General features: G+C 50.1%; 2 tRNA genes and 3 rRNA genes. All 5 read right to left on the reverse strand.

Annotated elements, in window-relative coordinates:
* Nucleotides 1–52 precede the first annotated feature (52 nt).
* Nucleotides 53–165 (reverse strand): 5S ribosomal RNA (rrf, locus tag ACSFA7_RS33455).
* 145 nt (nucleotides 166–310) lie between these two features.
* Nucleotides 311–3184, reverse strand: a 23S ribosomal RNA gene (locus ACSFA7_RS33460).
* 324 nt (nucleotides 3185–3508) lie between these two features.
* Nucleotides 3509–3584, reverse strand: a tRNA-Ala gene (locus ACSFA7_RS33465).
* Nucleotides 3585–3612: 28 nt separating this feature from the next.
* A tRNA-Ile gene (locus ACSFA7_RS33470) sits at nucleotides 3613–3689 on the reverse strand.
* Between the two features lie 79 nt (nucleotides 3690–3768).
* A 16S ribosomal RNA gene (locus ACSFA7_RS33475) occupies nucleotides 3769–5303 on the reverse strand.
* The 16S, 23S and 5S rRNA genes sit together here with 2 tRNA genes alongside, the layout of an rRNA operon.
* Nucleotides 5304–5742 lie beyond the last annotated feature (439 nt).

A 5742-nucleotide genomic window follows, 5' to 3' on the forward strand; every position in this document is an offset into this window, starting at 1 on the left:
AAAGCAAAAAACCCCAGTCAGTAATCTGACTGGGGTTTTCTGGGCTGTAAGAGCCTGACGATGACCTACTTTCACACGGGAACCCGCACTATCATCGGCGCTGAGTCGTTTCACTGTCCTGTTCGGGATGGGAAGGAGTGGTACCAACTCGCTATGGTCATCAGGCATAAAGGGTAGTCTGGTTGATCAAGTGATCAATCAAACGAATTCATAGAGTTTGGAATCAGCGTGCAACTGTCTTGCACTTGCTTGAATATATTTTGAATGCGTCAACTTGGCATAACACCTTGATCTTGATGATCAAAGTTATAGGGTCAAGCCGCACGAGCAATTAGTATCAGTTAGCTTAACGCATTACTGCGCTTCCACACCTGACCTATCAACGTCCTGGTCTTGAACGACTCTTTAGGGGGCTCAAGGCCCCGGCAGATCTCATCTTGAAACGAGTTTCCCGCTTAGATGCTTTCAGCGGTTATCTCTTCCACACTTAGCTACTCGGCAATGCCACTGGCGTGACAACCGATACACCAGAGGTGTGTCCACTCCGGTCCTCTCGTACTAGGAGCAGGCTTCCTCAAATCTGCAGCGCCCACGGAAGATAGGGACCAAACTGTCTCACGACGTTTTAAACCCAGCTCACGTACCTCTTTAAATGGCGAACAGCCATACCCTTGGGACCGGCTACAGCCCCAGGATGAGATGAGCCGACATCGAGGTGCCAAACACCGCCGTCGATATGAACTCTTGGGCGGTATCAGCCTGTTATCCCCAGAGTACCTTTTATCCGTTGAGCGATGGCCCTTCCATACAGAACCACCGGATCACTATGTCCTGCTTTCGCATCTGCTCGACTTGTCAGTCTCGCAGTTAAGCACGCTTATGCCATTGCACTATCGTCACGATGTCCGACCGTAACTAGCGTACCTTCGAACTCCTCCGTTACGCTTTGGGAGGAGACCGCCCCAGTCAAACTGCCTACCATGCACTGTCCCCGATCCAGATAATGGACCTAGGTTAGAACCTCAAACACACCAGGGTGGTATTTCAACGTTGGCTCCACAAGATCTAGCGACCCTGCTTCAAAGCCTCCCACCTATCCTACACAGATCTGTTCAAAGTCCAATACAAAGCTACAGTAAAGGTTCATGGGGTCTTTCCGTCTTTCCGCGGGGAGATTGCATCATCACAAACATTTCAACTTCGCTGAGTCTCAGGAGGAGACAGTGTGGCCATCGTTACGCCATTCGTGCAGGTCGGAACTTACCCGACAAGGAATTTCGCTACCTTAGGACCGTTATAGTTACGGCCGCCGTTTACTGGGACTTCAATCAAGAGCTTGCACCCCATCATTTAATCTTCCAGCACCGGGCAGGCGTCACACCCTATACGTCCACTTTCGTGTTTGCAGAGTGCTGTGTTTTTAATAAACAGTCGCAGCCACCGATTTTTTGCAACCCATTCATGCTTCGTTGTTCACTACACACTAATAGGGCACACCTTCTTCCGAAGTTACGGTGTCAATTTGCCGAGTTCCTTCTCCTGAGTTCTCTCAAGCGCCTTAGAATACTCATCTCGCGCACCAGTGTCGGTTTGCGGTACGGTCGTATATAGCTGAAGCTTAGTGGCTTTTCCTGGAACCTCGTTCAGTCACTTCACGGACAAGTCCGCTCGATCGTTGGCCTCGGTATATGTGCACCGGATTTGCCTAATGCACGCCTACATCCAACTAAACCAGAATAATCCAATAACTGGATGACCTATTAAGATCCGTCCCCACATCGCACTATATAACGGTACAGGAATATTGACCTGTTTCCCATCAGCTACGCATCTCTGCCTCGCCTTAGGGGCCGACTCACTCTACGCCGATGAACGTTGCGTAGAAAACCTTGCGCTTACGGCGAGGGGGCTTTTCACCCCCTTTAACGCTACTCATGTCAGCATTCGCACTTCTGATACCTCCAGCACGCTTTACAACGCACCTTCACAGGCTTACAGAACGCTCTCCTACCACTTGCAATAAATTGCAAATCCGCAGCTTCGGTAACTGGCTTAGCCCCGTTACATCTTCCGCGCAGGACGACTCGATCAGTGAGCTATTACGCTTTCTTTAAATGATGGCTGCTTCTAAGCCAACATCCTGACTGTTTTAGCCTTCCCACTTCGTTTCCCACTTAGCCAATTTTAGGGACCTTAGCTGGCGGTCTGGGTTGTTTCCCTCTTGAGTCCGGACGTTAGCACCCGGTGCTCTGTCTCCCAAGCTGTACTCATCGGTATTCGGAGTTTGCCTTGGTTTGGTAAGTCGCCATGACCCCCTAGCCAAAACAGTGCTCTACCCCCGATGGTAATACTTGAGGCACTACCTAAATAGTTTTCGGAGAGAACCAGCTATTTCCAAGTTTGTTTAGCCTTTCACCCCTATCCACAGCTCATCCGCTAGTTTTGCAACACTAGTCGGTTCGGACCTCCAGTACCTGTTACGGCACCTTCATCCTGGCCATGGATAGATCACTTGGTTTCGGGTCTACACCCAGCGACTGATCGCCCTATTCGGACTCGATTTCTCTACGGCTTCCCTATTCGGTTAACCTTGCCACTGAATGTAAGTCGCTGACCCATTATACAAAAGGTACGCAGTCACCCCTTACGAGGCTCCTACTTTTTGTAAGCACGCGGTTTCAGGATCTATTTCACTCCCCTCCCGGGGTTCTTTTCGCCTTTCCCTCACGGTACTAGTTCACTATCGGTCAATGATGAGTATTTAGCCTTGGAGGATGGTCCCCCCATATTCAGACAGGATTTCTCGTGTCCCGCCCTACTTGTCGTTAGCTCAGTACCACACAGGTCATTTCACGTACGGGGCTATCACCCGCTATGGCCAGTCTTTCCAAACTGTTCCGTTATGTCTTGTGCTATCACTAACAGGCTCTTCCGATTTCGCTCGCCACTACTTTCGGAATCTCGGTTGATGTCTTTTCCTCGAGCTACTGAGATGTTTCAGTTCACCCGGTTCGCCTCGCATAGCTATGTATTCACTATGCGATACCTTTCGGTGGGTTTCCCCATTCGGAAATCTCCGGATCAAAGCTAATTTGCCAGCTCCCCGAAGCTTATCGCAGGCTATCACGTCCTTCGTCGCCTATCATTGCCAAGGCATCCACCACGTGCTCTTATTCACTTGACCCTATAACTTTGACGTTTCTTTCGAAACACAAAATCATTTTCAAGGAATATGTCAGGTCTTTCACCTGACGCGTTATGCCGTTACATTCAAAATTCGATTTGACTCGAAATTGAAGTTTCTTTTGACGCAATCAAAAATTCTATGTTGCTGATGGCACGGTCTGCACTAAACCTTTACGAATGTGCAGTTTCCATCAGCAACGCTGATTCGACTCTATGAATTTTTAAAGAACAGCCGATTGATCAAGAGATCTCGATCAACAACAAAGAAGCCTCATGCTCACGCACAAAGCCGCTTTGGTGTTGAATTTAAGCATCGATTTATTGGTGGAGGATGACGGGATCGAACCGACGACCCCCTGCTTGCAAAGCAGGTGCTCTCCCAGCTGAGCTAATCCCCCAAACTCTCACACGAGATATCAGAAGATTTGGTGGGTCTAGTTGGGCTCGAACCAACGACCCCCGCCTTATCAAGACGGTGCTCTAACCAGCTGAGCTACAGACCCAATCGAGAATCAATGAAGATTTCGACTTCTTCCAACAACCGATAAGTGTGGGCGTTTAAATTAAATTGCTTGTTTCCAGAAAGGAGGTGATCCAGCCGCACCTTCCGATACGGCTACCTTGTTACGACTTCACCCCAGTCACGAACCCTGCCGTGGTAATCGCCCTCCTTGCGGTTAAGCTAACTACTTCTGGCAGAACCCGCTCCCATGGTGTGACGGGCGGTGTGTACAAGACCCGGGAACGTATTCACCGTGACATTCTGATCCACGATTACTAGCGATTCCGACTTCACGCAGTCGAGTTGCAGACTGCGATCCGGACTACGACTGGTTTTATGGGATTAGCTCCCCCTCGCGGGTTGGCAACCCTTTGTACCAGCCATTGTATGACGTGTGTAGCCCCACCTATAAGGGCCATGAGGACTTGACGTCATCCCCACCTTCCTCCGGTTTGTCACCGGCAGTCTCATTAGAGTGCCCAACTGAATGTAGCAACTAATGACAAGGGTTGCGCTCGTTGCGGGACTTAACCCAACATCTCACGACACGAGCTGACGACAGCCATGCAGCACCTGTGTTACGGTTCTCTTTCGAGCACTAAGCCATCTCTGGCGAATTCCGTACATGTCAAAGGTGGGTAAGGTTTTTCGCGTTGCATCGAATTAAACCACATCATCCACCGCTTGTGCGGGTCCCCGTCAATTCCTTTGAGTTTCAACCTTGCGGCCGTACTCCCCAGGCGGTCAACTTCACGCGTTAGCTTCGTTACTGAGTCAGTGAAGACCCAACAACCAGTTGACATCGTTTAGGGCGTGGACTACCAGGGTATCTAATCCTGTTTGCTCCCCACGCTTTCGTGCATGAGCGTCAGTACAGGTCCAGGGGATTGCCTTCGCCATCGGTGTTCCTCCGCATATCTACGCATTTCACTGCTACACGCGGAATTCCATCCCCCTCTACCGTACTCTAGCTATGCAGTCACAGATGCAGTTCCCAGGTTGAGCCCGGGGATTTCACAACTGTCTTACATAACCGCCTGCGCACGCTTTACGCCCAGTAATTCCGATTAACGCTTGCACCCTACGTATTACCGCGGCTGCTGGCACGTAGTTAGCCGGTGCTTATTCTTACGGTACCGTCATTAGCCCTCTTTATTAGAAAAGGCCGTTTCGTTCCGTACAAAAGCAGTTTACAACCCGAAGGCCTTCATCCTGCACGCGGCATGGCTGGATCAGGCTTTCGCCCATTGTCCAAAATTCCCCACTGCTGCCTCCCGTAGGAGTCTGGGCCGTGTCTCAGTCCCAGTGTGGCTGGTCGTCCTCTCAGACCAGCTACAGATCGAAGGCTTGGTGAGCCTTTACCTCACCAACTACCTAATCTGCCATCGGCCGCTCCATTCGCGCAAGGTCTTGCGATCCCCTGCTTTCATCCGTAGATCGTATGCGGTATTAGCACAGCTTTCGCTGCGTTATCCCCCACGATTGGGCACGTTCCGATGTATTACTCACCCGTTCGCCACTCGCCGCCAGGATTGCTCCCGCGCTGCCGTTCGACTTGCATGTGTAAGGCATGCCGCCAGCGTTCAATCTGAGCCAGGATCAAACTCTATAGTTCGATCTTGATTTTTGCGCCTGACCTCGCGGCCAGGCAAAACTCATAAAAAAAGAATTAAAGTGAACTTCACTTCTATCTCATGAGCGTTTTTAAGTCTTGCGACTTGTTCCGAAGAACTTACGCAATTACCTTCAAACGCCCACGCTTATCGGCTGTAAATTTTTAACGATCACCGAAGCAACTTTTCGTTTTCTTCGTTCAGCTCGCTGTGATCAGCGAAGCCTTGTAGGCTATCACGGTTTTTGAAGAACCGTCAAACTTTTTTCGCTTTCAACATCTTCTTATTCGCACCCCGCAACCTTCGCTGCGAGACGCTGAAGCTGTTTCAGCGGAGCCTTCGATTATGCACTGTTTTTTGCAATCCAGTCAACTTCGAAGAAGCTTTTTTATCGACCAACTCTTCAGCAACCACCCCTTCCAGAGCAACCACCGAATCACT

This window comes from Variovorax trehalosi, from assembly GCF_051216415.1.
In the GTDB taxonomy this organism is placed as follows: Bacteria; Pseudomonadota; Gammaproteobacteria; order Burkholderiales; family Burkholderiaceae_C; genus Variovorax.